Below are 26,877 nucleotides of genomic sequence, written 5' to 3' on the forward strand. Positions count from 1 at the left end.
GCCGGACCGCGCTCCCGGCCGTCCTGCGCCGGGTGCTCGGCGGGGTGCGCGGGGTGCTGTGGTGGTTCGACGGGGTGCTCGGGGGGCAGGATTACCAGCGGTACGTCGCGCACCTGCGCCGCGCGCACCCGGGGCGGGCGGTGCCGTCGGAGCGGGAGTACTGGCGGGAGCGGCACGCGGAGGCGGAGCGCAATCCGGGCGCGCGCTGCTGCTGAACGCTCGTCCGGTTGCGCCTGCTCGACGCTGAGGCTGCCGGATTTCGGCGCGCGGCGGCGCTGCCGACCGGCTGGCAGGCACGGAGGCCCGGTGCCTGCCCACGCGGCACCGCCTGCGCCCGGCACCCCGGATTGAGCCCGCACGATGGCGTCCGATTTCCGCTAGCCGGACCAGCGGCGCGCTGCCAGAGTGGAGGGCGTGCACGACACGGCTCTCGACTTCGAACGCTGCTACCGGGCGGTCTCCACCCGGGACGCCCGCTTCGACGGGCAGTTCTTCACCGCGGTGCGGACCACCGGCATCTACTGCAGGCCGTCCTGCCCGGCGATCACCCCGAAGCGGGCCAATGTCTCCTTCCTGCCGACCGCCGCGGCCGCGCAGCAGGCGGGGTACCGGGCGTGCAGGCGCTGCCTGCCGGACGCCGCGCCCGGCTCGCCGCACTGGAACACCAGGGCCGATCTGGCCGCCAGGGCCATGCGGCTGATCGGGGACGGCGTGCTGGAGCGCGGCGGGGTGCCGGAGCTGGCGGCCGGGCTGGGCTACTCGCCGCGGCAGCTGACCCGGGTGCTCACCGCCGAGCTCGGCGCCGGCCCGCTGGCGCTGGCGCGGGCGCATCGCGCGCACACGGCGCGGCTGCTGATCCAGACCACGGCCATGCCCATCTCGGATGTCGCCTTCGCGGCGGGGTTCGCCAGTATCCGGCAGTTCAACGACACGGTGCGCGAGGTGTTCGCGGTGAGCCCGACGGTGCTGCGCACCGAGGCGCGCCGCCGCGGCACCGCGCCGGTCACCACCGCCGGGGCACTCACCCTGCGACTCCCCTTCCGGCCGCCGCTGGACCGCGCGTGGCTGGCCTGGTTCCTCGCCGCGCACACCGTGCCCGGGCTGGAGAGCTGGGCGGACGGGGTGCACACCAGGGCGCTGCGCACCCCGCACGGGCACGCGGTGGTCCGGCTGACGCTGCTCGACGACCACGTGCGCGCCGAGCTCGCGCTGCGCGATATGCGCGATCTGGCGCCCACCGTGGCCCGGGTGCGGCACCTGCTCGATCTCGACGCCGACCCGGTGGGCATCGACGAGGCGCTCACCGCGGTGCGGCCGGGGCTCACCCCCGGCATCCGGGTGCCCGGCTGCGCGGACGGCGCCGAGCTGCTGCTGCGCACCATGATCGGGCAGCAGATCTCGGTGGCCGCGGCGGCCACGCACACCGCGCGGCTGGTGGCGGCGCTCGGCGAGCGGGTCGAGGGGGCGGTGCTGTTCCCCTCGGCGGCGGTGGTGGCCGAGCGCGGGGCCGAGGTGCTCACCGGGCCGGGCAGGCGGGTGGCGGCGGTGCTCGCCGCGGCCGAGGCGATGGCGAGCGGCGCGCTGGTGCTGCACGCCGGTCGCACCGCCGCCGACCTGCGGCGCGACCTGCTCGCGCTGCCCGGGATCGGGCCGTGGACCGCCGACTACGTCACCATGCGGCTACTCGCCGACCCGGACATCCTGCTCGGCACCGACCTCATCGTGCGGCGCGGCGCGGAGCTGCTCGGCATCGACCTGGCCGATACGGCGCGCTGGTCGCCGTGGCGGTCGTACCTCTCCATGCATCTGTGGCGGGTGGCGCTCGGGGACCGGGTCGCCGCCGCCCTGGACTCGAAAGTGCAGGTTTCGCAATGACTTCGACTGCCGACTACGCCGTGGCCGCGACGCCGATCGGGCCGTTCACCGCGCTCGTCGACGCGGACGGCGCGGTGCTGGCCAGCGGGTGGACCGCCGACGCGGAGGGGTTGCGGGCGCTGATCCACCCCGCGCTGCGGCCGGCATCGCTGCGCTCGCGGGACGCGCTCGGTGCGGTGACGGAGGCTGTTGCGGCCTTCCACGACGGGGAGGTCGAGGCGATCGACCGGGTGCCGGTGCGGCAGCGGTCGGGGCCGTTCCTGCTGCACGCCTGGGACGTGCTGCGGACGGTGCCCGCCGGGGAGCCGCTCACCTACACCGAGTTCGCCGAGGCGGCGGGGCGTCCGGCGGCCACCAGGGCGGCGGCCAATGCCTGTGCGCGGAACGCGGCGGCGCTCTTCGTGCCGTGCCACCGGATTCTGCGGATCGGCGGGGCGCTCGGCGGGTTCCGGTGGGGGTTGGCGGCGAAGCGGTGGTTGCTCGCGCACGAGGCACGGGCGGTCGCCGGTGCCGGGGCGGCGGAGCTGGCCGGGATCGCGCGGAGGTAGGGCGCCCCGGCTCGGGGCGAGCGGGGCGTCGCGGGGGTCGCACCGGTGCGAGGGCCGGGCTCAGCGGAACCCGGGCGGCCGCGGGAACGGAGTCGCCCCGGGCCCCGGGACCGGTCGCATCGGGGACTGAGGCGGCGGGCGGCCGCGAGGAGCTGTTGTCGCGGATCCGCCGCAACCGCCCTCAGGCGACGGTGGCGCGGAGCGAGGAGCCATCGCGGCCGCGGACGACGTGCAGGCGGCTGGGGATGCGCTGGCGCATCTCGTCGACGTGGCTGACGATGCCGACCACGCGCCCACCGGCGCGCAGTTCGTCCAGGACGCCCATGACGGCGTCGAGGGTGTCGGCGTCGAGCCCGCCGAAGCCCTCGTCGATGAAGAGGGTGTCGAGGACGATGCCGCCGGATTCGGCGGCGACGGTGTCGGCGAGGCCGAGCGCGAGGGCGAGCGAGGCCATGAAGGTCTCGCCGCCGGAGAGCGTTTTGGCGGGGCGGACGTGGCCGGTGTAGTCGTCGCGGATGTCGAGGCCGAGGCCGCCGCGGCGGCCGCGCGGGCCCGCCCGGTCGGAGTGCACGAATTCGTAGCGGCCGCCGGACATGCGGCGCAGCCGTTCGGAGGCGGCGACGGCGACCTCCTCCAGGCGCGCCGCGAGCACGTAGGAGCGCAGCGACATCCTGCGGTTGTTCTCGCCGCGGCCCGCGACCACCTCGGCCAGCCCGGCCAACTCCTCGAACTGGGCCTGCACCGGGGCCACCAGGTCGACGGCGGCCCACAGCTGGCCGCCGAGCTCCTCCAGCTGGGTGACGCGGCGCTGGGCCTCGGCCTGCTCGGCGATGGCGCGGTCGCGCTGCTCCTGCGCCTCGGTGAGCTGGGCGCGGAGGGTGTCGAGGTCGGCCGGTTCGGTGCCGAGGGCGGCGCCGACCTCCGGCTCGGCGAGGACGGTCTCGGCGCGGTCGCGCAGGCGGTCGGCTGCCGCGAGCTCGGCTTCGGTGTCGGTCTGCCAGCGGGGGTCCCTGGCGGCCGGGGTGACCAGGTCGGAGACGGTGGTCAGGCGGGTGATCGCCGCGGTGAGCAGGTCGGCCGCGCCCGCGGGATCGCCCTCCGGCGAGGGGCAGGCGGGCGCGTCCGTGGCTTCGGGCTCACCCGGCAGGTCGAACAGTCTCCCGAGATCCGCGCCGGAGTGATCCGCGTCTGCGGCACGCGATGTGTCGGGTTCCACAAACCCTTCCGCTCCGGCGACCCCCTCCACCCGATTCGCCACCGACTCCACCCGCTCGACCGCGCTCCCCACCTGATCCCGCGCCGCGCGCAACCCTTCGGCGGCGCGCACCAGCGCGCGCAGCCGGTCGCGGCGGCGGTCCAGCGAGGTGTCGGCGCCCGCGGCGGCGCGCAACCGCTCGGTGAGCTCGGCCAGCCGCTGCTCACCCGCGGTGATGGCGGAGCGCACCGTGCCGCGCTGGGTTTCGTACTCGCGCAGCTGGTCCTGCATGCCTGCGGATTCGGCACGCAGCCGCTCCACCTCGGAGGCGGTGCGGTCGCGGGCGTCGGCGAGTTCGCGGGCGTCCTCGACGCGCAGGGTGGCATCGCGCAGGGCGGCGGCGAGCTCGACCCGGTCGGCGTCGCCACCCCGCGCGGCCAGCGCCTCCGCCTCCCGCTCCAGCTCGGTGACGAGCGCGAGCGCGCTGTCCCTGGCCCGCTCGGCGGCCTGCTCGGCCTTGCGGGCACGCGCCTCGGCAGCCTCGGAGACGGCCTCGGCCGCGGCGGCGGCGGGCTTCGGGTGCTCGGCGGAGCCGCAGACCGCGCAGGGTTGCCCGGTGGCGAGCGCGGCGGCGAGCTCGCCCGCCATCCCGGCCAGGCGGCGCTCGCGCAGGTCGAGCACCTGTTCGCGGGCGTCGGTGTGCGCGGCGCGCACGGTCTCGAACTGCACCCGCGCGACGTCGAGTTCGCGCCTGCACTCGGCCAGCCGGACCGCCGCCGTGGCCGCCGCGCCGAGCCGGTCGATCTCGGAGGTCAGCGCGGGCAGCGCGGCAACCGCGGTCTCGGACTCGCGCAGCCGGATCTCGGCATCCGCGAGCCGGGCGGGCAGGGCGTCCCTGCGGCCCGCGAGTTCGTCGAGCTCGCGGGCCAGCCGGGTCTCCCGGCCGCGCAGCTCGGTGAGCTCGGCGCCGAGCCGCTGCGCGGTGGCGGCATCGGCGGCGACCTCGTCCAGCGCGCCGATGCGGCCGCTCCAGACCCGAACGGCCGCATCGAGATCCGCGGCCGGGGTGACCACGCCGTCGGTGACGGGAAGCTCCGCCACCCCGGCGATATCGGCTGCCGCCGGTTCGGTGAGCGCGGCGCCGAGTTTCGCGGCGGCGGTGGCCCTTGACTCCAGCCGGGCGCGGGCCTCGCGGACGGCGGCGCGCGCCTCGGCCAGCGCGGCCGCCACCGGGGCGGCCCTGCGGGCGGCGTCGAGCTCGGCGCGCAGCGCGGCCCTGCGCTCGGCGTCGGCGGCGTGCGCCGCCAGCTGGGCGCGGGCGGTGGCGGCGCGGGCGCGCAGCTCGGCGGCGCGGCGCTCGGTATCGAGCGCCTGCCTCGCGGCGTCGTAGCCGGTCCGGCAGCCGCGCACCCTGACGTCGGCCTCGGTGCCGGCGGCGCGGGCGGCGGCGAGCAGCCCCTGCGACCAGCCGACCGCCTCGGACGGCGCGACGGCGGTGGTCACCGGCTCCCCCGCCGCCACCCCGACCTGGGCCACCAGCCGGTCGATGCTCTGGTGCCTGGATTCCAGCTCGCCCGCCGCCACCCGGCGCCGCTCGGCCAGCCAGTGCTCGGCCGCGCCGAAGCGCTCGGTGTCGAAGAGCTTCTCCAGCAGCTTCTCCCGGTCCTCGTTCTCGGCGCGCAGGAAGCGGGCGAAATCGCCCTGCGGGAGCAGCACCACCTGGAAGAACTGGTCGGCGCTCATGCCGAGCAGCCGCAGGATCTCGTCGCCGATCTCCTGGATCCGGGAGAGGTTCGTGCCCTTGCCGTCCAGCCAGGTCAGCGTGGCCTTCGGCGGCTCCTTGGTGGTGCCGTCGCCGCGCCGCTTCGGCCGCTCGAACTCCGGCGTGCGGCCGATCCGCACCCGGCGGCCGCCGAGCGTGGCCTCCAGCAGCACGCTGGGCGGGGTCTGCGCGGGGGCGTGGTCGGAGTGCAGCCGCTTGCTCTCCGCGCGGGCGCCGGGCACCCGGCCGTAGAGCGCGAAGGCGATGGCGTCGAGCACGGTGGTCTTGCCCGCGCCGGTCCGGCCGTGCAGCAGGAAGAGGCCGTCGGCGCCGAGCGCGTCGAAATCGATCACGGTCTTGCCCGCGAACGGGCCGAAGGCGGTGAGCTCCAGCCGGTGCAGCCTCATGCGGAGAGCTCGCCCGGCTCCGGAGCTGCCGCCGCGGGGGCCTCGCGCTCGGTGACCGCGGCGGCCAGTGCCTGCTCCAGCAGCTGGACCTCGCCCGCGGACGGCGCACCCCTGACGTCGCCGACGAAGCCCGTGGCGATCTCGATATCCCGCCTGCCGTGCACCCGCTCACGGTAGCGCAGCTCCGGATTACCTTCCGGCCGAACCCATTCCACGTGCACCGCGTGCGGGAAACGCTCCCGCAGCTTGCGCAGCGGCTCCACCGGGCGGGTGTGGTCGGTGAGCGTGGCGGAGACGTAGTCATCGACCGCGTCGTCCAGCGCCGGATCCGCCAGCAGCCCGTCCAGGGTGCCGGAGAGCGCGCGCAGGCCGCGGACCACGGGCAGCTCGGCCCTGCGCACCTCGCCCAGCCCGTCGGCGTCCAGGTCGACCAGCCAGACGGCCTTGCGATGCGAGCGCTCGCCGAACGAGTACGGCAGCGGGGAGCCGGAGTAGCGCACCGCCGCGGTGAGCGTCTGCGGCGAGTGCAGGTGCCCGAGCGCCACGTAGTCGATACCCGCGAAGGCGGCGGCGGGCACCGTCTCCACCCCGCCGACCGCGATCGAGCGCTCGGAGCCGGTGGCCTCGCCGCCGGTCACGAAGGCGTGCGCGAGCACCACCGAGCGCGGGGCGCCGCGGGCGGCGAGATCCGCCCGGATCCTGGCCATCGCGGCGTCGAGCACCTCGGCGTGCGAACGGGCCTGCGGGACGTCGAGTTCCGCGCGGGTGATCTCCGGCTCCAGGTAGGGGATGCCGTAGCAGGCGACGGTGCCGTGCTCGTCCGCCAGCAGGACCGGCCGGTCGCAGGCGGCGACGGTGGTGCAGAGGTGCAGCCCGCCCGCGGCGGCGAAACCGGCGCCCGCGCCGAGCCGGGCCGGGGAGTCGTGGTTGCCCGAGGTCGCCACGATGCGGGCGCCCGCGGCGCGGATGGCCTCGAAGCCGCGGTTGCAGACGGCGATGGCGTCGGCGCTGGGGATGGCGCGATCGTAGACGTCGCCCGCGAGCAGGACGACGTCGACCGACTCGGCGGCGACCAGCTCGGCGATGGCGGTGAGCGAACGGGCCTGATCGGCAAGCAGATCGACGCCGTGGAAGGTGCGCCCGATGTGCCAGTCGGAGGTGTGCAGCAGCCGCATGCCGCGAAACCTAGGCCACGGCACCGACACAGTTCAAACATCCACGCGGTGACCGGGGCGTCCGGGGGAACCGACCCGCCGTTCCGTCCCACCGGCCGACGGCGGGTTAGTGTGCACTACGTGGCTGCTTCCCAACGTGTGCGACCCCGCGTGCCGGCATCGCAGCGCTCGGTCCTGCCCGCGGTCCGGGGCGTGCCTGCGCCGGTGGCGGTGCTGATCGCGGTTGCCTGCACGATCGTGGGGTTCGGAGTCGATGCCGCGGGTGGCGGCAGCGAGCTGACGCTGGTCTTCTCCGGGGCGTACGTGCTGGGCTGCCTGCTCGCGGTGCTCGCGGTGCGGTACCGGGGGCTCTTCACCGCCATGGTGCTGCCGCCGCTGCTGCTCTTCGCCTCGGTGCCGCTGGCGTACCAGTTCCTCGTGGAGGGCGGCTCGACCTCGATCAGGGACATCCTGCTCAACCTGGCGATCCCGCTGGTGAACCGGTTTCCGGCCATGCTGCTCGCCACCGTGCTGGTACTCGCGGTCGGCGGCGCCCGCATCTGGCAGCGGCGGCGCGAGGACGCGAGCCTCGAGGCGAGCGAGGGGCGGCGCGGCACCAGCTGGGGGCGCGGTTCCTCGCTGCGCGAGACGGCGGAGCGCGCGCGGCGGTCGCGGGGTGAGCCGGAGGACGATGTCAGCGATATGAAGACGGAGCTGCTGCCGGGGCCGTCGCGGCGGCCTGCCGCGCCGCCCGCCGAGGCGGCGCCGCCGCGCAAAGCCCGAGGGTCCGGGCGCTCGGCGACCAGGGAGCGCGAGGGTGAGCCGCCGCGCCGCCGCGAGGGCGCGGCACCGGCCCGGCCGACCGTGCGCTACCGCGACCGCGACGACGATCGGCGCAAGCCGAAGCCCAAACGCTAGCGGCGGGCGGGGCGCAGCTCGCGGGGCAGCGCGAAGACCAGCGTCTCGTTCGCCGTTGTCACCGGCTGCACATTGCCGAAGCCGTGCTCGGCCAGCAGCTCGAGCACCCCTTCGACCAGGATCTCCGGCACCGAGGCGCCGGAGGTGATGCCGACCGTGCGAACTCCGTCCAGCCAGGCGGTGTCCACCTCGCGGGCGTAGTCCACCAGGTGCGCGGCCCTGGCGCCGGCGTTCAGCGCGACCTCGACCAGCCGGACCGAGTTGGACGAGTTGCGCGAGCCGACCACGATCACCAGGTCGCACTCCGGCGCCATGGCCTTGACCGCGGTCTGCCGGTTCGAGGTGGCGTAGCAGATGTCGTCGCTGGGGGGATCCTGCAGCAGCGGGAACTTCTCCCGCAGCAGCCGCACCGTCTCCATGGTCTCGTCCACGCTGAGCGTGGTCTGGGAGAGCCAGATGACCTTGTTCTCGTCGCGCACCGTGACGCCGTCGACCCCACCGGGGCCGTCCACGAGCTGGACGTGGTCGGGCGCCTCACCGGCGGTGCCCTCCACCTCCTCGTGCCCCTCGTGGCCGATCAGCAGGATGTCGAAGTCGTCGCGGGCGAAGCGCTTGGCCTCCTGGTGCACCTTGGTGACCAGCGGGCAGGTGGCGTCGATGGTGCGCAGGTCGCGCTCGGCCGCGGCGGTGTGCACCGCGGGCGAGACGCCGTGCGCGGAGAAGACCAGCAGGGCGCCAGCGGGCACCTCGTCGGTCTCGTCGACGAAGATCACGCCGCGCTCCCGCAGCGTCTCCACGACGTGCCGGTTGTGCACGATCTCCTTGCGGACGTAGACCGGGGCGCCGTGCTTCTCCAGCGCCTTCTCCACGGTCTCCACCGCGCGGTCGACGCCGGCGCAGTACCCGCGCGGTTCGGCGAGCAGCACCCGCTTCGCATCGGCGGCGTCGGCGGAACCTGCGCTCGCGGAGCGCGCGATTCCGACGTTCAGGGAAATAGCCGAGGACATGCCCCACAGGATACGGACCCGAACCGGGTGCCGCCCGCGGCGGTGGCGCACGGGAGAATGACACCCCGTGACACTCGTCCTTTGCATCACACACCGTTTCGGGCAGGCTGGGACCATGTTCCGACCACCGTTCCTGGCCAGGGTCGCGGCCGGCGCCGCCGTGTACGCCCTCGAAGAGAGCCGCAGGTTGCCCAGCGCGGCAATTCATCTCCCGATCACCGCGGTGAGCCAGCTGCTGCAGACATCGATGCACGTGCAGCAGTTCGTCACCAGTTTGGCGCTCAAGGGCGACGCGGTCTTCGAGCGCCTCGGCGGCAATCCGGTGGAACAACCGGAGTGGGCGACCTTCGACGAGGATCTCGACGAGTACCGGGACGATTTCGCCCCCGACGCCAGGGTGAGCCGTTTCGACCGCTACACCGGCGACGATGTCGGCAGCGGGAACGGCCACGGCGCCGCGGTGCCGAGCTACAGCGCGCCGGAGATCGCGGCCGAGCCGGTGACGGACGAGCCCATCGCGACTGTGACCGAGATCACCCCGGAGCAGCCACTGGAGACCGGCTCCGCGCCGCAGCCGGTCGACGAGCCGGAGGCCGAGGCGCAGCCGGAGGCCGAGGCGCCCGGGCCGAGCGGCCCCGAGCTGCCCGAGGTCGCGGTCAAGTACGACTACCCCGGCATGACGCTGGCCCAGCTGCGCGCCCGGCTGCGCATGCTCTCCGTCGACGAACTCTCCGCGCTGCTCGCCTACGAGGAGCAGACCCAGGCCCGCGCGCCGTTCCTCACCATGCTCACCAACCGGATCGCCACGGTGCGGGCGCAGTGACCTCCGGCCCCGCGAACTCCGCGGAGCAGCCGTGGCCGGTGCGCACCGTCTCCATGAAGGTCGCGCAGTGGATCGACAAGCTGGGCAGTGTGTGGGTCGAGGGGCAGATCACGCAGATCTCGCTGCGGCCGGGGACGCGGACCGCGTTCCTGGTACTGCGCGATCCGTCGGCGGACATGTCGCTCACGGTGACCTGCGATCCGGAGCTGGTGCGGTCGGCGCCGGTGCCGCTGCGCGAGGGCACCCGGGTGGTGGTCTACGGAAAGCTGCAGTTCTATCCGGCGCGCGGCAGCCTCTCGCTGCGGGTGCTGGAGATTCGCGCGGTCGGCGTCGGGGAGCTGCTTGCCCGGATCGAGCGGCTGCGCGCGCTGCTGGACGCCGAGGGGCTCTTCGACCCGCGGCTCAAGCGGCCGATTCCCTTCCTGCCCGGCACCGTCGGGCTGATCACCGGGCGCGGCGGCGCGGCCGAGCACGATGTGCTGACCGTCGCGCGGAATCGCTGGCCCGCGGTGCGATTCGAGATCCGCAATACCGCCGTGCAGGGCGCGGCGGCGGTGCCGCAGATCCTGAGGGCGCTGGCCGAGCTGGATGCCGATCCGGCGGTCGAGGTGATCGTGCTCGCCCGCGGCGGCGGCAGCGTCGAGGATCTGCTCCCCTTCTCCGACGAGGCGCTGTGCCGGGCCATCGTGGCGGCCACCACGCCGGTGGTGAGCGCGATCGGGCACGAGCCGGACAGCCCGCTCAGCGACTACGTCGCCGACCTGCGCGCCGCCACCCCGACCGACGCCGCCAAACGCATCGTGCCGGACGCCGCCGCCGAGCTCGCCGGGGTGCGCGAGCTGCGCGAGCGCGCCGCGGGGGCGCTGCGCGGCTGGGTGCGCCGGGAGGAGCGGGCGCTGGCCCAGCTGCGCTCGCGCCCGGTGCTCGCCGACCCGCTGCGCGAGGTCGAGCGGCGCGCCGAAGACGTGGAGCGGCTGCGGAGCGCGGCTCGGCGGTGCGCGGAGCACCGGGTGGGCGGCGAGGAGACCGCGCTGCGGCACCTGCGGGAGAAGCTGGTCGCGGTGGGTCCGGCCGCGACCATGGCGCGCGGCTACGCTGTCGTGCAGCGCGTCAATGGGGCCGAACGGCACGTGGTGCGCGCCGTCGACGAGGCGCCCGCGGGCAGCCAGCTGCGCATCCGGGTGGCGGACGGCGCGATCAGCGCGGCCGCGCTGGGAATCGAGAGGACAGGAGCCTGATCGTGCCGGACGAGTCCGATGAGATCGCGGGGTTCGGCTACGAGCGGGCCCGCGACGAGCTCGCCACCGTGGTGAAGATGCTGGAGCAGGGCGGGCTCGACCTGGACGAATCGCTCACGCTCTGGGAGCGGGGGGAGGCGCTGGCCACTCGGTGCGAGGAGCACCTCGCCGGTGCGCGCGAGCGGGTGGAGAACGCGCTCGCCCGCGCGGATCTGGAGCACGAGGAGTAGGGCCGCGCCGCCGTGCACACCCGAACCGGGCTGGCACGGATGCGCCGGCCGTCACCGTGCCTACCGCGTCACCGGGACGGCGGCGTCAGCGGCTGCGCCGCGGTGACCGCCCCCGCCAGGGTGCGGAAGGCATCTTCGTTCCCCGCGCCGGTGATGAGCACCCGCACCGCGCCGAGGTCGGCGACCCAGGCGTTCTCCTCGGTCGGCTCGCTGTAGACCACCCACCTGGTCCCGTCCACGTCGACCGTCCCCGTCGGGTACCGAGACCCGAGCACGAACCGCGCCATCTGCTCCTCGGCGGCGCTGCTCTGCGAGAGCCGCAGGTAGGTGCCCTCCCCGGTGATGTAGCCGACCGAGCTGATGGGCCCGCCACCGGCCCCGGTGATGGTCTCGCGGCTGCCGGAGTTCGGCGTCCAGTCCGCCGGGAGCTGCGGGTTGCGGATGGGGAAGGGCAGGGTGCGGGCGTCGGAGCCGAGCGCCGCGTCGACGTCGAAGTGCGGGATCCGCCCCTCGGTCGGCCCGGTCGCGGTGAAGCTGCACTGGCTGGCCAGCCCGGCGAAGACCACGGCGATCAGCACCAGCGGGATCAGCGAGAGGAACAGATCCTTGTAGTCGTGCAGGATGCGTGGTTTCGAGGATGGCACAACTCCCAGTATCCCCACCTGCGGCGCAGCCCACACACAGGGGTGTACGGGCGTACCGGTCGTAGTGAGACAATCGCGGTGGATTTTCCGAACCAAGGAGGCACCCCGCGATGACGGCAACTTCGCCCGCACCGAGCCGCCGTGAGGCACCCGACCGCAACCTCGCGCTCGAGCTGGTCCGCGTCACCGAGGCCGGTGCGATGGCCGCGGGCCGCTGGGTCGGCCGCGGGGACAAGGAGGGCGGCGACGGCGCGGCCGTGGACGCCATGCGCCAGCTGGTCAGCTCGGTGTCGATGCGCGGCATCGTGGTGATCGGCGAGGGCGAGAAGGACGAGGCGCCCATGCTCTACAACGGCGAGGCGGTCGGCGACGGCACCGGGCCGGACGTGGACTTCGCGGTGGACCCGATCGACGGCACCACGCTCATGTCCAAGGGCTCCCCCGGCGCCATCTCGGTGCTCGCGGTGGCCGAGCGCGGCGCCATGTTCGACCCCTCCGCGGTCTTCTACATGCACAAGATCGCGGTCGGCCCCGAGGCCGCCGGCGTGGTGGACATCTCGGTGCCGATCTCGGAGAACGTCCGCCGGGTGGCCAAGGCCAAGGGGCTGCACAAGTCCGATCTCACCGTCTGCATCCTGGACCGCCCCCGCCACGCCGAGCTGATCCAGCAGGTCCGTGACGCCGGCGCGCGCATCCGGCTGATCTCCGACGGCGACGTGGCGGGCGCCATCGCCGCGGCCCGCACCGACTCCGGCACCGACATCCTGGTCGGCATCGGCGGCACCCCGGAGGGCATCATCGCGGCCGCCGCCATGCGCTGCATGGGCGGCGAGATCCAGGGCAAACTGGCGCCGAAGGACGACGAGGAGAAGCAGAAGGCGATCGACGCCGGCCACGACCTGGACCGCGTGCTCGGCACCGAGGACCTGGTCTCCGGCGAGAACGTCTTCTTCTGCGCCACCGGCGTCACCGACGGCGACCTGCTGCGCGGCGTGCGCTACTTCGGCGGCGGCGCCTCCACGCACTCCATCGTCATGCGCTCCAAGTCCGGCACGGTGCGCATGATCGACGCCTACCACCGCCTCACGAAGCTGCGCGAGTACTCCTCGGTCGACTTCGACGGCGACGACAAGGCGGCACCCCCGCTGCCCTGAGCGCGCGTGCCGATGAGCTGAGCCACCGGCGCCACCCGTGTTAGGTTCCGAGGAGACGAAGCGAACGAGCGGTAGGCCGGGCGTCGCAACGTGCGTCGGGTCTGCTCGTCGCAGACGCGCGGCGCGGCCGCGACCAGGGAGGCTCAGTTCCATGGCACCGACGTTCAAGGCATCGACCACACTCGGACACCGCAGGTGGCTGCGGGCCGTCACCGGGGCCGCGGTACTCGCCGCGAGCCTGGTGGCGTGCTCGTCCACCGATTCCGGCGGCGGCAACCTGCTCGAAGAGCTCAGGGAATCGGGCACCGTGACGGTCGGCTTCGCCGGTGAGGCGCCGTACTCGTTCGAGCAGAACGGGCAGCTGACCGGCGCCACCGTCGCGCTGCACCGGGCGATCTTCGCCGAACTCGGGGTGCCGAGCGTCGAGGGCGTGAACGCCGACTTCGGCGCCCTGATCCCGGGATTGCAGGCCAACCGATTCGATGTGGTCAGCGCGGGCATGTCGATCCTGCCCGAGCGCTGCGAGCAGGCCGCGTTCAGTGATCCGGAGTTCGACTACACCACCGCCCTGATGGTGGCGCAGGGCAATCCGTTGCGGCTGAGCGACATGCAGTCGGTCGCGAACAGCGGCGCCCGGCTGGCCACCATGACCGGCGCCATCGAGTCGGATTACGCCGAGCGCCTCGGCATCGACGGCACGCAGGTCGCGACGCCGCTGGACGGCATGGAGGCGGTCACCTCCGGCCGGGCCGACGTCTTCGCGCTCACCGGAATCTCGCTGAACTGGCTGAAGAACAACAACCCGAACGCGCCGGTGGAGGTGACGCCGTCGTTCGTGGCGGTCATCGACGGCAAGCCGCAGATCGGCGCGGGCGGAACGGTGTTCCGCACCGACGACCGGGAGCTGCTCGATGCCTACAACGCCGAACTCGCGAAGATCACCGCGGATCCGCAGCGCTACCTCGAGATCGTCGGCCCCTTCGGCTTCACCGAGGCCGAACTGCCGGACCCGGGGCTGACCACCGCGGATCTGTGCGCGGGTACCGTCTGAGGCCGCGCGAGCCCGGGACGTGCGTGACGATATCGATGCCCTCCTCGAGGCCTGGCCGCGCATCCAGGAAGGCATCCTGACGACGGTCTACCTGACCCTCGGCGGGGCTGCGCTGGCCTTCGGACTGGCACTGGTGCTCGGCGTGACGGCCCGCGCCCGCTGGCGCGTGCTGCGCGGCGGCGCCCGGGTGATCGTCGAATTCTTCCGCGGCACATCGCTGTTGGTGCAGTTGTTCTGGCTGTTCTACGTGCTGCCGCTCTTCGGTTACGAGCTGGAGCCGATGTTCTGCGGCATCCTCGCACTCGGCCTCAACTACGGCGCCTACGCCGCCGAGGTGGTCCGCGGATCGCTGGCCGCGATACCGGCGGCGCAGTGGGAAGCGGCACTGGCGCTGAACTTCTCGCCGTGGCAACGGCTGTATCGGATCATCTTCCCGCAGGCCTGGGTGCAGATGATTCCGCCGCTGAGCAATCTGTGGATCCAATTGCTGAAGGGCAGCGCGCTGGCCAGTTTCATTCTGCTGCAGGACCTGACGTACGCGGTCGATCAGCTGCGGCGCGGCACCGGGGACACCGTCTTCGCGTTCGGGGTCGGGCTGGTGCTCTACTTCTGCATCGCCTACGTGCTGACGCTGTTCATGAACCTGCTCGAGGTGGGGGCGAAGGCGCGGCTCGGGGTGGGGCCGAGCATGCGCGAGATCCTCCGGCTGCGCCCGGAACGAGTGGACGAGAGCGTCGGGGTCCCGCGATGACCGTGAATTGGAGCTGGGAGCGGGCGGCGGACTGCCTGCCCGTGCTGCTCGAAGGCTTCCGGATCACACTGCTGGCAACGGTTCTCGGGTTCCTGATCGCGGCGGCGCTCGGATTGGCGATCGCGGTGGTCCGCCGCACCGCGCCCGCGTTCGTCACCGTGCCGTTGCGGATGGTCACCGAATTCGTCCGGCTCACCCCGCTGGTCGTTCAGCTTCTCTTCGCCTACTACCTGCTGCCGCAGTTCAGCGCATTGCAGATCGGCGTCGCGGTGCTCGGCGTCCACTACGCCACCTATATGGCGGAGGTGTACCGGGCCGGGATCGACGCGGTGCCGCGCGGGCAGTGGGAGGCCGCGCACGCGCTGTCTTTGCCCACTCGCCGCACCTGGCGGGCCGTGGTCCTGCCGCAGGCGATCCGGAGCACCACCCCGGCGCTCGGAAATTACGCCATCTCCATGTTCAAGGACACACCGTTCCTGTTCGCCATCACCGTGGTCGAGATGGTGACCGCGGCCCAGCAGTACGGGGCCAAGACGTTCCAGTACCTGGAACCGATCACGATCGCAGGCGTGATCTTCCTGCTGGCCAGCTACCCGACCTCGATCCTGATCCGGAGACTGGAGAAGCGCCTTGCCTACTGACGATCAGCCGATGGTGGTCTTCGACCAGGTCGTGAAGAAATTCGGCACCCATGTCGTGCTGGACCACCTCGACTTCCAGGTGCGGCGCGGCGAACGAGTCGCGCTGATCGGCCCGAGCGGATCGGGCAAGACCACCATCCTGCGCCTGTTGATGACGCTCGAGCCGGTGAACGGCGGCGTGATCTGGGTCGAAGGCGAGCCGCTGACCCACGAGTACCGGGGCGACAAACTGGTCAAGGCCTCGGCGCGGCACCAGCGCGCCGCGCGATCGAAGATCGGCATGGTGTTCCAGCAGTTCAACCTGTTCCCCAATATGACGGTGCTGCAGAACATCACCGAGGCACCCATCCACGTGCTCGGCACGAGCAAGACCGAGGCCGAGGCGCGCGCCCGCGAGCTGCTGACCACGGTCGGCCTGCAGGACAAGGAGGACGCCCACCCCACGACGCTCTCCGGCGGGCAACAGCAGCGCGTCGCCATCGCCCGCGCCCTCGCGATGGACCCGGACATCCTGCTGCTCGACGAGGTCACCTCCGCGCTCGACCCCGAGCTCGTCGCCGACGTGCTCGGCGTGCTGCGCACCATCGCCGAATCCACCGACATCACGATGCTGATCGTCACCCACGAGATGAACTTCGCCCGCGACGTCGCCGACCGGGTGCTGGTGTTCGACGCGGGCCGGATCGTCGAGGAGGGCCCGCCCGCGGCGATCTTCACCGATCCGCAGCAGGAGCGCACCCGCGCCTTCCTGAAGGCGGTCCTCGCGCACTGACCATGCGGTCGAACGGCGCGGCCCCACGCCGCCACGGGGCCGCATAGGGTCGAAGATATGACGGAGCAGACGCAGTACCGCATCGAACACGACACCATGGGCGAGGTCCGCGTTCCGGTGGACGCGCTCTGGCGGGCGCAGACCCAGCGCGCCGTGGAGAACTTCCCGATCTCCGGCCGCGGCCTGGAGCGGGCGCAGATCCGGGCGCTCGGGCTGCTCAAGGCGGCCTGCGCCGCGGTGAACAAGGAACTCGGGCTGCTCGACCCGGCCAAGGCGGAGGCCATCGTGGCCGCGGCGACCGAGATCGCGGACGGCAAGCACGACGACCAGTTCCCGATCGACGTCTTCCAGACCGGCTCCGGCACCAGCTCGAATATGAACGCCAACGAGGTCATCGCCTCGATCGCCGCGCAGGCGGGCGTCACGGTGCACCCGAACGACGACGTGAACATGTCGCAGTCCTCCAACGACACCTTCCCCACCGCCGTGCACCTGGCCGCCACCGAGGCCGTGGTCACCCAGCTGGTGCCCGCGCTGGACCACCTGCGACTGGCGCTGCAGGACAAGTCCACCGAGTGGCGCACCGTGGTGAAGTCCGGCCGCACGCACCTCATGGACGCGGTGCCGGTCACGCTCGGGCAGGAGTTCGGCGGGTACACCAGGCAGATCGCGGCCGGGATCGAGCGGGTACTCGCCACGCTGCCGCGCCTCGGCGAGCTGCCGATCGGCGGCACCGCGGTCGGCACCGGGCTGAACGCCCCCGCCGATTTCGGCGCGCGGGTCGTGGCCGAGCTGCGCCGCAGCACCGATCTGGAGGCGCTGCGCGAGGCGCAGGATCACTTCGAGGCGCAGGCGGCGCGGGACGGGCTGGTGGAGGCGTCGGGGGCGCTGCGCACGGTCGCGGTCAGCCTCACGAAGATCGCGAACGACATCCGCTGGATGGGGTCGGGGCCGCTCACCGGGCTCGGTGAGCTGCAGCTGCCCGACCTGCAGCCGGGCAGCTCGATCATGCCCGGCAAGGTGAATCCGGTGCTGCCCGAGGCGGTGACCCAGGTCGCGGCGCAGGTGATCGGCAACGACGCGACGGTAGCGTTCTCCGGGGCGAGCGGGGCCTTCGAGCTGAACGTCTACATTCCGGTGATGGCGCGCAACCTGCTGGAGTCGATCCGGCTGCTGGCGAATGTCTCCCGGCTCTTCGCGGATCGCTGCGTGCACGGGCTGGTCGCCAATACCGAGCGGCTGCGCACGCTGGCGGAGTCCTCGCCCTCCATCGTGACCCCGCTGAACTCGGCGATCGGGTACGAGGAGGCGGCGGCGGTCGCCAAGGAGGCGCTGAAGGAGGGCAAGACCATCAGGCAGACGGTGATCGACCGGGACCTCATCGGGGAGAAGCTCAGCGAGGAGGAGCTGGATCGCCGGCTGGACGTGCTCTCCATGGCGCGGGTGGACGCGGACCGCTGACGCGCCGTCCCGGCCGGCCGGAACCCGCGCCCGGCCGGGACACGGCGAACGGCCCGGCGGAGCTGCGGCGGTCGCCGGACTCCCCCGCGGCACGGCGGGGACCGGCTCGGCCGAGGCGGCAGGCACCCCGGCGCCCGCCGCGGAGGTCAGCCCTTCAGATACGCGAGCTCGGCGCGCGCCTTCTCGCCCTCTTCGCCCAGGTCGGTGCGGGTGAACACCTTCCACCGGTCCAGCAGCGGCGCGAAGACCAGCCGGTTCTCGTCGGCGGGGTCGTAGATCCCGGCCTCGGCCAGCACATCGTCACTGTTGCGCCCGTCCGGCAGCGCCACCGTGGGCACCCGGAAGTCGGCGATCCGATCCGCGATGGCGCGCAGCGTCTGATCCGGCGCCAGGTCGAAGGCGGCGGCGACGATGTCGGCGAAGAACTCCGCCTGCAGCTCGTCGTCGCGGGCGATGCGCTCGGCGATGGCGGTGACGATCGGGTTCTCGTTCAGCGCGGCGGTATTGCGGTGCCGGATCCCGGAGGCGGCCTCCTCGAAGGCGGCATTGGCCAGCACGTCGATCAGGTGCAGCGGGGCGCGGCGGAAACCCCTGGTCATGTGGTCCATGCGCAGCCGCTCCAGCTCCACCGGATCCACCGAGCGGGTGACCATGAGGTAGTTGCGGATGAGGATCTCGTGCCGGTTCTCCTCCGCGGTCCAGCGGCCGACCCAGCGCCACCACGGCCCGCTGCGCAGTGACTTGCCCAGCTCCCGGTGGTACGAGGGCAGGTTGTCGGCGATCAGCACGCTCACGGTGAGCGCCAGCTTGGCCGTCTCACTCAGCTGGGACTGGCTCGGATCCCAGTCCTCGCCGCCGAGGAAGCCGAAGTTGCGGCCGTCGGACCACGGGACGTAGTCGTGCGGCTGCCAGCCGTCGGCGATCTGGACGTGGCGGTGCATGGTCAGCTCCACCTCGTCGTTCAACGACTCCAGCAACTCACGGTCGGTCAACACTGTGTGCACGCAGACAAGGTAGCGGGTCGCGGCCCGGTGCGGGGATGCCCGGTCGAGAAACTGGGCGGTACTCCAGTGCGACCCCCTCCCCACAGGGGCGGTCACCAATCGGCAACCGCCCGGCGGCCCCGGGAGGGACCGCCGGGCGGGCCACCGAACTCAGGCGTTCGGCCCGTACTCCTCCAGCATCTCGGTGACCAGCGCCGCGATCGGCGAGCGCTCGGAACGGGTGAGCGTGATGTGCGCGAAGAGCGGGTGCCCCTTCAGCTTCTCGATCACCGCGGCGACGCCGTCGTGCCTGCCCACCCGCAGGTTGTCGCGCTGCGCCACGTCGTGCGTGAGCACCACCCGCGACCCGCTGCCGAGCCGGCTGAGCACCGTGAGCAGGACATTGCGCTCCAGCGACTGCGCCTCGTCCACGATCACGAAGGAGTCGTGCAGCGAGCGGCCGCGGATGTGGGTGAGCGGAAGGACCTCCAGCATGTCCCGGCTCAGCACCTCCTCCAGCACCTCGCGGCTGGCCAGCCCGTCGAGGGTGTCGAAGACGGCCTGCGCCCACGGGCCCATCTTCTCACTCTCGCTGCCGGGCAGGTACCCCAGCTCCTGGCCGCCCACCGCGTACAGCGGCCGGAACACCACCACCTTGCGCTGCGTGCGCCGCTCCATCACGGCCTCCAGCCCGGCGGTCAGCGCCAGCGCCGACTTGCCGGTGCCCGCCCTTCCGCCCAGCGAGACGATGCCCACACTCTCGTCCAGCAGCAAATCCAGCGCGATGCGCTGCTCGGCGGAGCGGCCGTGCAGCCCGAACGCCTCGCGCTCGCGCACCACCTGCACCCGCTTGTCCGGCGTGACCCGCCCCAGCGCGCTGGAGTTCGGGCCGAGCAGCCGGATGCCTGCGTGGCAGGGCAGCTCGCGCGCCTCCTCCAGGTCGATCGAGGACTCGGCGTAGAGCGCGTCCACCCGATCGGCTGCGACATCCAGCTCGACCATCCCGGACCAGCCGGAGGTCACCACGTCCTGGGCGTGGTACTCCTCGGCCGCCAGCCCCACCGCGGAGGCCTTGACCCGCAGCGGGATGTCCTTCGAGACGAGCACCACCCGCGCGCCCTCGGCGGCCAGGTTCAGCGCGCAGGCGAGGATGCGGGAGTCGTTGGTGTCGGTGCGGAAGCCGACGGGGAGCACCGCGGGGTCGGTGTGGTTCAACTCCACCTGGAGGGTTCCGCCCTCGGTACCGATCGGCAACCGCTCGTCCAGCCTGCCGTGCTGCAGCCGGAGATCGTCCAGGTTGCGCAGCGCCTCGCGGGCGAACCAACCCAGCTCGTGGTGGTGCCTCTTGGACTCCAGTTCACCGATCACGACCAGCGGGAGGACCGCGTGGTGCTCGCCGAACCGGGTGAAGGCCCAGGGATCGGAGAGCAGGACGGAGGTGTCGATGACGAAGGTCTTCAAGCCGTCCCCGGCTTCCCCGCGGGGGGAATCTGCTTCAGCCGGTGAAATGGACGACGCGGGAGCGGAAACGGAGCGTGCAGCAGTCACGGTGGGCTCCTAAAGTGTTCGCACGGCACCCGCACGAACGATCGCGCTGGACCGGTCCGTCCTGATGAAGGCCGACTTGCGTCAACCGCCACGAGGGCCGGGTGCCGGCCCCCTCGTACTGATTGCCTCAGTCACGGTCAGGACCTCCCGTACGAACCACAACGACGCGGTCCGCACCAACGAAGTTACCGCCGACCACCGACACCGCGCTGCATGTAGCGCGGGACTGGCGGTGAATATGTCGTTAACGAGCAGGCAGCGGCATTTCGGCCGGGCTGCGGTTAAAGTCGCGGACATGGCCGTACCAGAGGATCTCGCCGCACTGTCGTCCAAGGAGCTGCACGACCGGGCCGTCAAGCTGGCGGCGCGCCGCGGCGACGTGAAGTACCTGTGGCAACTGCTGAAGCGCATCCCGGCGGCCGAGGCCGCGGCGGGCAAGGTCGGCGAGAGCGAGGCCGACATCAAGTACGTGCTTCCGCTCATCGACGACTACCTGCACGCCGGGGAGGGCGAGGTCGCCGAACAGTTGCGCCCCTTCTACCTGGAGTACCTCACCGAGCACTCCCGGTAGCGGATCAGCGGCGGGAGAACACCGCGCGGAAAACGCCGCCGACGGTGCCGCGCAGGAAGTTCTCCCAGCTGAAGTGGTCGTCCCAGAGCACGATCTTGCCCTCGCGGAGCACGAAGGTGCCCATCACCCAGAACCGGATGGCGACCGGGCCGAGGCGCAGCACGTCGGTGCGGTCGGTGAGCACCACCGCGCCGTCGGCGGCGATGTGGTGCACCTCGACCGCGAAGCCGAAGGCGGGGCGGTCGAGGCCGCGCAGCACCCCGGCTACCCGGCGGGCGCCGCGCACATCCGGCAGCGTGGTGTTCTTCCACACCACGTCGGCATGCAGCAGCGCGACCGCCTCGTCGGTGGCACCGCGCTCCATCGCCTCCAGGAAGGCGCGGACGGTGCGCACCGACTGCGCGCCGGGGCTGCTGCCGTTGAGCGACTGCGGCGCCGTGCCGCCGTTGCGGGTGGTCTCCAGATCGTCGGCCATGTACCGACGATAGGCGGATCTCCGCCACGGCGACAGCCCTCGGCTCCGTGTCGGAGCCCGGCCGGACGCATCCGTGGCTCGGGTCGGTGCCTGGCACGACGCCGCCGCGGCCGGGCGGCTATCCAGGCCGCGGAGGCGCCGGAAAGACCCCGAGACAGGGCCTCAGCCGAGCAGGCCCCACTCCTCGAGCCCGGAGTACAGCGGGAAATCCTGGGCCAGCTTGCGCACCCTGGCGCGCAGCGGCTCCAGCTCGCCGCCGGCGAGCGCGGTGGCGATGATGTCGGCGACCTCGGTGAACTCGGCGTCGCCGAAGCCGCGGGTGGCGAGCGCGGCGGTGCCGATGCGCAGCCCGGAGGTGACCATCGGCGGACGCGGGTCGAACGGGACGGCATTGCGGTTCACCGTGATCCCGATCTCGTGCAGCAGGTCCTCGCCCTGCTGGCCGTCGAGCTCGGAGTCGCGCAGATCCACCAGGACCAGGTGCACGTCGGTGCCGCCGGTCAGCACGCTGACGCCCTTACCCGCGACATCCGCGCCGGTCAGCCGCTCGGCGAGCAGCGCCGCACCGGAGAGGGTGCGCTCCTGGCGCTCCTTGAACTCCGGGGTGCCCGCGATCTTGAACGCCACCGCCTTGGCCGCGACGGCGTGCATGAGCGGCCCGCCCTGCTGGCCGGGGAAGACCGCGCTGTTCAGCTTCTTCGCGTACTCCTGCCTGGCCAGGATGATCCCGGAGCGCGGGCCGCCGAGCGTCTTGTGCACGGTGGAGGAGACCACGTCGGCGTGCGGCACCGGCGAGGGGTGCAGCCCGGCGGCGACCAGCCCGGCGAAGTGCGCCATATCCACCCACAGGTAGGCCCCGACCTCGTCCGCGATCGACCGGAAAGCCGCGAAATCCTGCTGCCGCGGGTACGCCGACCAGCCCGCCACGATCACCTTCGGCCTGGACGCCAGCGCGATCGAGCGCACCTCGTCCATGTCGATCCGGTGATCGTCCTTGCTCACCCCGTAGGAGTGCACGTCGTAGAGCCGGCCGGAGAAGTTCAGCCGCATGCCGTGCGTCAGGTGCCCGCCGTGCGCGAGATCCAGCCCGAGCAGCTTGTCGCCCGGCTCCAGCAGCGCGTGCAGCACCGCGGCGTTCGCCTGGGCGCCGGAGTGCGGCTGCACATTGGCGAAATCGGCGCCGAACAGCGCCTTCGCCCGCTCGCGCGCCAGATTCTCGACGACATCGACGTGCTCGCAGCCGCCGTAGTAGCGGCGGCCGGGGTACCCCTCGGCGTACTTGTTGGTGAGCACGCTGCCCTGCGCCTGCAGCACCGCGCGCGGCACGAAGTTCTCCGAGGCGATCATCTCGAGGGTGTCGCGCTCGCGGGCGAGTTCGCCCGCCACCGCGGCCGCGACCTCGGGGTCGAGCTCTGCGAGGGACTGGGTGTTCACCGAAGCGGTCGTCTGCGTCACCCCGCCGATTCTATGGACCCGCTGCTCGCGCCCCGGCGCCGGGTGCGCTCCGGGTGCCCCTGAATTCACGGGCTGGACATGCGGCCGACGACCGGCGTGCATCTCGGGGGACGAGCGTGGCCCGTCACTTGTTGTTCACCGAATCGAGGACCGATCGTGTTCATTGCCACCCCCATCCAGGACGGCGGGCTCGGCAGCCTGCTCCAGATGTTCGTGAGCCTGCTCTGCACCCTCTCCGCCGGTTCGGGGTGCCCGACCCCGATCTGATCAGGCGACCGTCAGCTCCCGGCGCAGCGCGCCGGGGGTGAGCGGTTCGTCCAGCAACCGGCGGAAACGGTCGGCGCGGGCGGCGGCGTCGGCGGCCTCGTCCAGCCAGCCGCCGAGCAGCCGGTACCCCTCGACGTAGGTGCTGATGTAGGCGCGCCAGAGCGGCGAGGAGAGGAAGCGCAGCGACTGCCGCGCCCGCTCCGGGGTGGTGAGCGCCCAGCGCTCCAGGAACCCGGCCACCTCGTCGGCGTCCCGGTGCCGGTCGTGCAGCAGCAGCGCCGCGTCCTGCCGCACTCCGAGCAGCCCGGCCGATGCCGCGGCAAGCTGCTCGGCCCGCTCGCCGTCGAAGCGCAGCCCGAGGTCGGCGTAGATCTCCTGCGCCCACAGCCCCCAGCCGGGGCCGATGACGGCCTTCAGGGCGAGGTCGGCCAGGCCCTCGGCCATCAGGCACTGCGGAGTGTTCACCAGGAAGAGCGTCTGCTCGTCCTGCCCGGCGGCGACCAGCCCGGCCTCCTTGCGGCAGTGCTCGGTGTGGTGCCCCGGGTACGCCTCGTGCGCGATCAGGTGCGGCAGGTTCGCCATCTGCTGGCGCAGGTCGGAGTTGATGGCGACGGTGGAGTGGTAGCCGCCGTTGTAGTAGTTGAAGCCGGACCACGGCTTGTCCCCGACCACCTCGTAGGTCACGTGCTCGCTGTCCGGCAGCGGGAAGCGCTCGCGCACCCGCTCGCGCAGTGCGCCGGAGAAGGCGGCGACGCAGTCGCGCAGCCGCTCCGGCGGGATCTCGTCGGCCTTCCGGTGCGCGGTGATCCGCTCGGCCAGCGAGCCGTCGCCCGGCAGCACCTCGTCCATTTTCCGGTGCGCCTCGCGGTAGACCGCCTCGTCGCCGGGGGCGATCTCGACGTCGAAGTAGGCCCGCACCTCGTCCACGAAGCCGATCTCGGCCCCGGCGAACTTGCGCCCGGAGCACTCCAGCGCGCGCAGGTGCACCTCGACGAATTCGGCGCGCTCCGGCGGCAATCCGGCGCCGGGCAGCTCGGCCCGCAGCGCGGCGGCCCTGCGGGCCAGCTCGGCGGGCTCGGGTGCGGGCGCGTTCTGCACCGCGCGGCGCAGCTCCGGGTCGCCGGTGAAAGCGTCGACGAACCCCTCCTCCAGCCGATCGAAGGCGAGGCCGAGCCGCAGGTACTCGGTGACGAGCGGATGCGCTTCCATTCGGCCGAGACTAGCGCGAAACACGCCACCGGCGCAGTCGCGAAACACACCGCGGGCGCGGTGCCGATCGCGACCCCCCGTGCGGTGCGCCCGCGGCGCGGAGCACAATTCGGCTGTGCGGCGACGGCGGAAGGCGACTTTCCCCGCGCCGGCGCGCGACGGAGCGTGTTTGCACGGAGGAGGCATCGGGTAAGTGGCACGAATGGGCGAGCCGAGTCCGTATGTGGAATTCGACCGGAAGCAATGGCGAAAACTCCGCAAATCGACTCCGCTGGTACTGACCGAGGAAGAACTGTTCGGGCTGCGCGGGCTCGGTGAACAGATCGATCTGGAAGAAGTGGCGGAGGTCTATCTGCCGCTCGCCCGGCTGATCCACCTCCAGGTGGCCGCCAGGCAACGACTTTTCGCGGCGACCGCGACCTTCCTCGGCGAAACGCACCCCGACAGCCAGGTGCCGTTCGTCATCGGGGTGGCGGGCAGCGTCGCGGTGGGCAAGTCGACCACCGCGCGCGTGCTGCAGGCGCTGCTGGCGCGCTGGGACCACCACCCGCGGGTGGACCTGGTCACCACCGACGGGTTCCTGCACCCCACAGCGGAGCTGACCCGGAGGGGCATCATGCACCGCAAGGGCTTCCCGGAGAGCTATGACCGCCGCAAGCTGCTGCGATTCGTCACCGAGGTGAAGTCGGGGGCGGCCGAGGTGTGCGCGCCGGTGTACTCGCACGTCTCCTACGACATCGTGCCGAACGAGAAGCACTGCGTGCGCCAGCCCGACATCCTGATCGTCGAGGGGCTCAACGTGCTGCAGACCGGGCCCCGGCTCATGGTCTCCGACCTGTTCGACTTCTCCATCTACGTGGACGCCAGGATCGAGGACATCGAGAATTGGTACGTGCAGCGGTTTCTCACCCTGCGCGACGGCGCCTTCGCGGATCCGCGGGCACATTTCCACCATTACTCGGCGCTCACCGACGATCAGGCGGTGGTCGCGGCCCGCGATATCTGGAACTCGACCAACCGGCCGAATCTGGTGGAGAACATCCTGCCGACCCGCCCGCGCGCCACCCTGGTGCTGCGCAAGGACGCGGACCACACCATCAATCGGCTCCGGCTCCGGAAATTGTGAGATATCCGACAGTCAGACGCCGAAACGGCGGTGCCGCGCGGCGAAATCGCGGAGTGCGCGGAGAAAGTCGACGCGGCGGAATTCCGGCCAGTACGCCTCGGTGAACCAGATCTCCGAGTAGGCGCTCTGCCAGAGCAGGAATCCGGAGAGCCGCTGCTCGCCGGAGGTGCGGATCACCAGGTCCGGGTCGGGCTGGCCGGAGGTGTACAGGTGCTGGCCGATGGCGTTGACGGTGATCGACTGCACCAGATCCTCGCCGGTCTCGCCCGCGGCGATCTCCTGGCGCACCAGCGAGCGCACCGCGTCGGTGATCTCCTGCCTGCCGCCGTACCCGACCGCCACGTTGACGTGCACGCCCTGGCGGCCGATGGTGCGCTCGGCCGCGGTGCGCAACCGCTTGGCGATCAATTCGGGGAAGCCCTCCAGCGAGCCGATCAGCCGGACGCTCCAGTCCTGCTCCGGCGCGGAGAGCTCCTCGACCACGTCGGTGATGACCTCGAAGAGCGTCTCCAGCTCCTCCGGGTCGCGCCGCAGGTTCTCGGTGGAGAGCAGGTAGACGGTGACCATCTCGATGCCCTCGTCGGCACACCAGCCGACCAGCTCGGCGATCTTCAGCGCACCGACGCGGTGCCCGTGCCGGACGTCGGTGAACCCGTTCTCCCGCGCCCAGCGCCGGTTGCCGTCGCACATGACCGCGACGTGCCGGGGGTGCTCCCGCCCCGCGAGCTGCTTCGACAGCCGGGACTCGTAGAGGCGATAGGGCAACCCCCGCACCTGACTTCCAAGCTCCACTCGGGTCACCCTACGCCTCGAGACCATGAACACAGCATCCGACGATTGCGGGCCGGTAGGGTTGCTGCCACCATTAACCTACGGTTCCGTAGGTTACCGATGAGTTCAGTAGGAGGCATTCCGTGTCCGATACCGTCGGCACCGCCGCGTCGCCCGCCGAGGAGCTGGCCGAGGCGATCGGCAAGCCGCGGCTGCGCGGCTGGATCCACACCTGGGCCGTCGGTGTCGCCGCCTTCGCGGTGATCGCGCTGGTCGGCGTGGCGGCCACGATCTCGGCGACCGCGGTCTTCGCCACCCTGGTCTACGGCGTCACGGTGTGCGCGCTCTTCGGGGTGAGCGCGGTGTACCACCGGGTCACCTGGCGCACGCCGCGCACCCGGATCCGGATGAAGCGCGCCGACCACTCCATGATCTTCGTCTTCATCGCGGGCAGCTACACCCCGTTCGCGCTGCTCGGGCTGCCCGGCTCGACCGGACGGACGCTGCTCGCGGTGGTCTGGGCTGGCGCGCTGGCCGGGGTGGCCCTGAAGTTGCTCTGGCCGACCGCGCCGCGCTGGGTCGGGGTGCCGCTCTACCTGCTGCTCGGCTGGGCGGTCGTGCCGGTGGCCGGGCAGCTGCACGCCGAGGTCGGGCTGGCGCCGCTGATCCTGCTGGTCATCGGCGGCCTCATCTACAGCGGCGGCGCCATCCTCTACGCCACCAAGTGGCCGAATCCGTGGCCCGCGGACTTCGGCCACCACGAGTTCTTCCACGCGGCCACGGTGCTGGCCGCGCTCGCCCACTACGCCGCGATCTGGCTGGTCCTGCTGCGCTGACCCGG

26 protein-coding genes are annotated in these 26,877 nt (G+C 72.3%); 16 read left to right on the forward strand and 10 right to left on the reverse strand.

Features of this window, described 5'->3' with window-relative positions:
* Positions 1 to 44: 44 nt before the first annotated feature.
* From NH2_RS12630 to NH2_RS12640, 3 genes are all read left to right on the forward strand, one after another.
* A complete protein-coding gene (locus tag NH2_RS12630; protein WP_157103779.1) occupies positions 45 to 215 on the forward strand; it encodes a YbdD/YjiX family protein in 171 nt (56 codons plus the stop codon).
* Between the two features lie 190 nt (positions 216 to 405).
* Complete coding sequence (locus NH2_RS12635; RefSeq protein ID WP_067652954.1) at positions 406 to 1,875, forward strand: DNA-3-methyladenine glycosylase 2 family protein; 1,470 nt, start codon at positions 406 to 408, stop codon at positions 1,873 to 1,875.
* Positions 1,872 to 2,423 (forward strand): methylated-DNA--[protein]-cysteine S-methyltransferase, encoded by a 552-nt coding sequence (locus NH2_RS12640; RefSeq protein WP_067652956.1) that lies wholly within the window; start codon positions 1,872 to 1,874, stop codon positions 2,421 to 2,423. Before NH2_RS12635 ends, NH2_RS12640 begins: the two co-directional genes overlap by 4 nt.
* A 181-nt stretch (positions 2,424 to 2,604) precedes the next feature.
* Here NH2_RS12640 and NH2_RS12645 read toward each other — a convergent pair whose 3' ends face one another.
* Positions 2,605 to 5,787, reverse strand: a complete 3,183-nt coding sequence (locus tag NH2_RS12645; protein WP_067652958.1) for an AAA family ATPase — start codon at positions 5,785 to 5,787, stop codon at positions 2,605 to 2,607.
* Complete coding sequence (locus tag NH2_RS12650) at positions 5,784 to 6,962, reverse strand: exonuclease SbcCD subunit D (protein WP_067652960.1); 1,179 nt, start codon at positions 6,960 to 6,962, stop codon at positions 5,784 to 5,786. The genes NH2_RS12645 and NH2_RS12650 overlap by 4 nt, the downstream gene beginning before the upstream one ends.
* A gap of 150 nt (positions 6,963 to 7,112) precedes the next feature.
* Between NH2_RS12650 and NH2_RS12655 the strand changes: the two genes are divergently transcribed.
* The gene (locus NH2_RS12655; protein WP_084505496.1) at positions 7,113 to 7,859 is read left to right on the forward strand and encodes a DUF6542 domain-containing protein; all 747 of its coding nucleotides are present in this window, start codon (positions 7,113 to 7,115) and stop codon (positions 7,857 to 7,859) included.
* Here the strand turns inward: NH2_RS12655 and NH2_RS12660 are convergent.
* Positions 7,856 to 8,866: a 4-hydroxy-3-methylbut-2-enyl diphosphate reductase gene (locus NH2_RS12660; RefSeq protein WP_067652962.1), complete on the reverse strand. Its 1,011-nt coding sequence runs from the start codon at positions 8,864 to 8,866 to the stop codon at positions 7,856 to 7,858. The genes NH2_RS12655 and NH2_RS12660 overlap by 4 nt on opposite strands.
* A gap of 115 nt (positions 8,867 to 8,981) precedes the next feature.
* Here NH2_RS12660 and NH2_RS12665 point away from each other — a divergent pair, with 115 nt between their 5' ends.
* Genes NH2_RS12665 through NH2_RS12675 form a run of 3 tightly spaced genes read left to right on the forward strand, consistent with a single transcriptional unit; the run spans position 8,982 to position 11,157 of the window.
* Complete coding sequence (locus tag NH2_RS12665; RefSeq protein WP_067652964.1) at positions 8,982 to 9,689, forward strand: lipid droplet-associated protein; 708 nt, start codon at positions 8,982 to 8,984, stop codon at positions 9,687 to 9,689.
* Positions 9,686 to 10,927: an exodeoxyribonuclease VII large subunit gene (gene xseA / locus NH2_RS12670; protein ID WP_084505497.1), complete on the forward strand. Its 1,242-nt coding sequence runs from the start codon at positions 9,686 to 9,688 to the stop codon at positions 10,925 to 10,927. Before NH2_RS12665 ends, xseA begins: the two co-directional genes overlap by 4 nt.
* Complete coding sequence (locus NH2_RS12675) at positions 10,924 to 11,157, forward strand: exodeoxyribonuclease VII small subunit (RefSeq protein WP_067653552.1); 234 nt, start codon at positions 10,924 to 10,926, stop codon at positions 11,155 to 11,157. Before xseA ends, NH2_RS12675 begins: the two co-directional genes overlap by 4 nt.
* A gap of 68 nt (positions 11,158 to 11,225) precedes the next feature.
* Here NH2_RS12675 and NH2_RS12680 read toward each other — a convergent pair whose 3' ends face one another.
* Positions 11,226 to 11,801 (reverse strand): DUF4245 domain-containing protein, encoded by a 576-nt coding sequence (locus NH2_RS12680; protein WP_067652966.1) that lies wholly within the window; start codon positions 11,799 to 11,801, stop codon positions 11,226 to 11,228.
* Between the two features lie 110 nt (positions 11,802 to 11,911).
* Here NH2_RS12680 and glpX point away from each other — a divergent pair, with 110 nt between their 5' ends.
* The 6 genes from glpX (at position 11,912) to NH2_RS12710 (ending at position 17,631) form a co-directional block, all read left to right on the forward strand.
* Positions 11,912 to 12,955 carry a class II fructose-bisphosphatase gene (gene glpX / locus NH2_RS12685; RefSeq protein WP_067652967.1) on the forward strand — a complete coding sequence of 348 codons (1,044 nt, stop codon included), beginning with the start codon at positions 11,912 to 11,914 and terminating at the stop codon, positions 12,953 to 12,955.
* 151 nt (positions 12,956 to 13,106) lie between these two features.
* Entirely contained in the window at positions 13,107 to 14,006 is a 900-nt protein-coding gene (ehuB, locus tag NH2_RS12690) for an ectoine/hydroxyectoine ABC transporter substrate-binding protein EhuB (RefSeq protein ID WP_084505498.1), read from the forward strand.
* A gap of 19 nt (positions 14,007 to 14,025) precedes the next feature.
* Positions 14,026 to 14,757 carry an ectoine/hydroxyectoine ABC transporter permease subunit EhuC gene (gene ehuC / locus NH2_RS12695; protein WP_067652969.1) on the forward strand — a complete coding sequence of 244 codons (732 nt, stop codon included), beginning with the start codon at positions 14,026 to 14,028 and terminating at the stop codon, positions 14,755 to 14,757.
* A complete protein-coding gene (gene ehuD, locus NH2_RS12700; protein WP_067652972.1) occupies positions 14,754 to 15,398 on the forward strand; it encodes an ectoine/hydroxyectoine ABC transporter permease subunit EhuD in 645 nt (214 codons plus the stop codon). Before ehuC ends, ehuD begins: the two co-directional genes overlap by 4 nt.
* A gap of 10 nt (positions 15,399 to 15,408) precedes the next feature.
* Entirely contained in the window at positions 15,409 to 16,170 is a 762-nt protein-coding gene (gene ehuA / locus NH2_RS12705; protein WP_067652974.1) for an ectoine/hydroxyectoine ABC transporter ATP-binding protein EhuA, read from the forward strand.
* Positions 16,171 to 16,227: 57 nt separating this feature from the next.
* On the forward strand, positions 16,228 to 17,631 hold the full coding sequence (locus NH2_RS12710) for a class II fumarate hydratase (RefSeq protein ID WP_067652976.1): 1,404 nt from the start codon (positions 16,228 to 16,230) through the stop codon (positions 17,629 to 17,631).
* A gap of 146 nt (positions 17,632 to 17,777) precedes the next feature.
* Here the strand turns inward: NH2_RS12710 and NH2_RS12715 are convergent, their stop codons facing one another.
* On the reverse strand, positions 17,778 to 18,635 hold the full coding sequence (locus tag NH2_RS12715; RefSeq protein ID WP_067652978.1) for an acyl-ACP desaturase: 858 nt from the start codon (positions 18,633 to 18,635) through the stop codon (positions 17,778 to 17,780).
* A gap of 150 nt (positions 18,636 to 18,785) precedes the next feature.
* Positions 18,786 to 20,162, reverse strand: coding sequence for an RNA 5'-3' helicase PhoH2 (gene phoH2, locus NH2_RS12720; RefSeq protein ID WP_067652980.1), 1,377 nt, complete (start codon positions 20,160 to 20,162; stop codon positions 18,786 to 18,788).
* A gap of 295 nt (positions 20,163 to 20,457) precedes the next feature.
* Between phoH2 and NH2_RS12725 the strand changes: the two genes are divergently transcribed.
* Positions 20,458 to 20,733 carry a hypothetical protein gene (locus NH2_RS12725; protein WP_067652982.1) on the forward strand — a complete coding sequence of 92 codons (276 nt, stop codon included), beginning with the start codon at positions 20,458 to 20,460 and terminating at the stop codon, positions 20,731 to 20,733.
* A 4-nt stretch (positions 20,734 to 20,737) separates the two neighbouring features.
* Here NH2_RS12725 and NH2_RS12730 read toward each other — a convergent pair whose 3' ends face one another.
* From NH2_RS12730 to NH2_RS12740, 3 genes are all read right to left on the reverse strand, one after another.
* Positions 20,738 to 21,208, reverse strand: coding sequence for a limonene-1,2-epoxide hydrolase family protein (locus tag NH2_RS12730; protein WP_067652984.1), 471 nt, complete (start codon positions 21,206 to 21,208; stop codon positions 20,738 to 20,740).
* Between the two features lie 162 nt (positions 21,209 to 21,370).
* Positions 21,371 to 22,663 (reverse strand): serine hydroxymethyltransferase, encoded by a 1,293-nt coding sequence (gene glyA / locus NH2_RS12735; RefSeq protein ID WP_067652986.1) that lies wholly within the window; start codon positions 22,661 to 22,663, stop codon positions 21,371 to 21,373.
* A gap of 267 nt (positions 22,664 to 22,930) precedes the next feature.
* On the reverse strand, positions 22,931 to 24,139 hold the full coding sequence (locus NH2_RS12740) for a hypothetical protein (protein WP_067652988.1): 1,209 nt from the start codon (positions 24,137 to 24,139) through the stop codon (positions 22,931 to 22,933).
* A 193-nt stretch (positions 24,140 to 24,332) separates the two neighbouring features.
* Here NH2_RS12740 and coaA point away from each other — a divergent pair, with 193 nt between their 5' ends.
* Complete coding sequence (gene coaA / locus NH2_RS12745) at positions 24,333 to 25,265, forward strand: type I pantothenate kinase (RefSeq protein WP_067652990.1); 933 nt, start codon at positions 24,333 to 24,335, stop codon at positions 25,263 to 25,265.
* A 12-nt stretch (positions 25,266 to 25,277) separates the two neighbouring features.
* On the opposite strand, the gene NH2_RS12750 is transcribed toward coaA, so the two are convergent.
* Complete coding sequence (locus NH2_RS12750) at positions 25,278 to 26,084, reverse strand: isoprenyl transferase (RefSeq protein ID WP_067653556.1); 807 nt, start codon at positions 26,082 to 26,084, stop codon at positions 25,278 to 25,280.
* A 95-nt stretch (positions 26,085 to 26,179) separates the two neighbouring features.
* On the opposite strand from NH2_RS12750, the gene trhA reads away from it, so the two are divergent.
* Positions 26,180 to 26,872 (forward strand): PAQR family membrane homeostasis protein TrhA, encoded by a 693-nt coding sequence (trhA, locus tag NH2_RS12755; RefSeq protein WP_245650545.1) that lies wholly within the window; start codon positions 26,180 to 26,182, stop codon positions 26,870 to 26,872.
* Positions 26,873 to 26,877: the final 5 nt, after the last annotated feature.

Source organism: Nocardia harenae NBRC 108248, from assembly GCF_001612885.1.
Taxonomy (GTDB): Bacteria; Actinomycetota; Actinomycetes; order Mycobacteriales; family Mycobacteriaceae; genus Nocardia; species Nocardia harenae.